The 2,330-nt window shown below is 36.7% G+C and carries 2 protein-coding genes; one reads left to right on the forward strand and one right to left on the reverse strand.

Features of this window, described 5'->3' with window-relative positions:
• The first annotated feature begins 73 nt into the window (after positions 1-73).
• Entirely contained in the window at positions 74-2,080 is a 2,007-nt protein-coding gene (locus HUN22_RS16545; RefSeq protein ID WP_174731667.1) for an esterase/lipase family protein, read from the forward strand.
• 53 nt (positions 2,081-2,133) lie between these two features.
• Here the strand turns inward: HUN22_RS16545 and HUN22_RS16550 are convergent.
• The coding region (locus tag HUN22_RS16550) for an FAD-dependent oxidoreductase (RefSeq protein ID WP_174731670.1) at positions 2,134-2,330 on the reverse strand (197 nt) is incomplete at its 5' end.

The following is a 2,330-nucleotide window of genomic DNA, read 5'->3' on the forward strand; positions in this document are numbered from 1 at the left end:
TATTTGATCATTTGAAAAATATTTTAAAATTTGTATGATCTACCTACCATTGAGCCACTATATTTTGACCATAATGTTTTCAATAAAAAGAAGCAAAACACTGTTGACGGTCATACTACTCGGTTCAATTCTGAGTGGTTGTCAGGTCGTAAATGTTAAACAGCAAGCTTTGAATGTAACGATTGCAAATGAACGTAATAGTATTCTTACCCAAGATAAACTCAGTGAAGCGAGTCTGAATGTTTTATCTATGTCTGGTCAGGAAGCTAAAGTTTGTACAGATACGCCTGAAACCTGTGTAAATCAACTCAAAAACCTTCCTCAAATTTTAGATGAACAGTTCTTATCAGCTGCAAGTGAGATGTATCTCGCAAAAGCAATGGCTTTATCAGATACGTCTGACTGTAAAACAAGCAGATTTACCAAGCATAAGTCTGAAGAAGAACGAAAGAATATTCAGAATAAATATGATGATTGCTTAGACCAGCAATTGAGTTTATTAGATAATAGTATTCGCTATAGCTATGCCTACCTATTTTCAACAAAACGCCAGCCCAATGATCGAATTTTTGATAATAGACAGGTTCAAATTCGAGATTTCTATAATCAGGCAATTGCCAAAATGGTCAGCGTTTATGATTTAAGGCATCCTAAGAAGAATGTGGTTGAGCCACAAATTCATATTGGTAAAAGTATTTATTCAATTGATTTTGAATTTCATAGACAATTATCAGGCCAAAAATTAGAAAAATTAATTTCAAGTTATAATTTAAATTTTTCAGGCTTAAAAACCATTAACCGCCGTGATGGTTTTGGATCTGAATTTGTCGCTGTTTTTCCGAGCTCAGGAAGTGAAGATATTAATGAGTATATTTTAGATCCACTTAAATACAATTATAAAAATGGTGTTAATCCAAATATTCATCATGCACGCTACTTAGCTGCGACTATTGTAGCTGAACCCAAACACGCGACCACTGTCGAAGAAATCATAAATAATCCTGAATTCTTGATTCGAGTTTATGATCCTTATCGGACAGATAATATTAATGTAGCAGGCAAACAATATCCTCTAGCTGCTAACTTTTCAGCGCCTTATGGACTATGGTTAGCCGAAAATAATTTAGGAGTCGCAGCCTATTTAAGTCTGATTGATCGCGATCAGCATTTAACTATGCCACATCTCTATATGCTTGAACCGTACAATCCAAATAAGAAAATTATTGTATTGGTACATGGTTTAGCAAGTAGTCCTGAGGCGTGGATTGCACTCACCAATGATGTTATGGGTGATACTGTTTTAAGAGACAATTACCAAGTTTGGCAAGTTTTCTATTCGACTAACATGCCAATTTTGGAAAGCCGTTTTCAGATTTATGCACTGCTTAAACAAGCTTTTAGTTCGCTAAATCCAAATGATCCTGCCGCACATGATGCTGTTCTTGTTGGACATAGCATGGGAGGTATTATCAGCCGTTTATTGGTCAGTGATGGAGATATTACTAAACCTGCTCTAGAGTTGATGACAATCCGTCAGCAAAACCGTTTTAAGAAGCATCCAATGGTTACTGAACGTTTGCAAATCCATTCCATCAATAATTTTGATCGTGCAATTTTCTTGGCTTCTCCTCATCGAGGTACAGATTATGCAGATCGTTGGTTTACCTTGGCGGCACGTAAAATTATTCGTTTACCGGGTGCATTTTTGTCGGCTGTGGCGACTTCACTGACAACCGAAAATTTAGATGTTAAAGATTTCTTGAGTAATATTGACAATGGTTTGATTCAAAATGGACCAAGTGATCTAAGTCATCAATCTAAATTTATGGAGCTGACCAAAAATATTAATCCACATCAAGGATTAGTTTTCCATTCAATTATGGGAAATATTACCAAGAGTGATGACCCAAATGTGATTACAGATGGCATCGTTCCGTACAAAAGTGCTCATTTAGAAGGTGCAAAGTCTGAGAAAGTTCTCCCGGGTGGTCATTCAATCCAACTGACAGCACAAGCTGTATTAGAATTGCGTCGTATTTTACGGGAACATTTAGTCGAACACGGTTTATATAAACCATAAATATAAAAAGAGCCAAAGGTTATCCTTTGGCTCTTTCGTTTTGGGATTAAATTTTATTGCCCAGAACGGATGATGTAATCAAACGCAGAGAGTGATGCTTTAGCCCCTTCACCTGTGGCAATAATGATTTGCTTGTAAGGTACAGTGGTACAGTCACCCGCAGCAAATACACCTTGCACATTGGTTTCGTTGCGGTCATTGACAATGATCTCACCACGGTTGGTTAACTCAACTTCACTGTCTTTCAAGA

It is taken from the genome of Acinetobacter lactucae (genome assembly GCF_013344765.1).
Classification (GTDB): Bacteria; Pseudomonadota; Gammaproteobacteria; order Pseudomonadales; family Moraxellaceae; genus Acinetobacter; species Acinetobacter lactucae_A.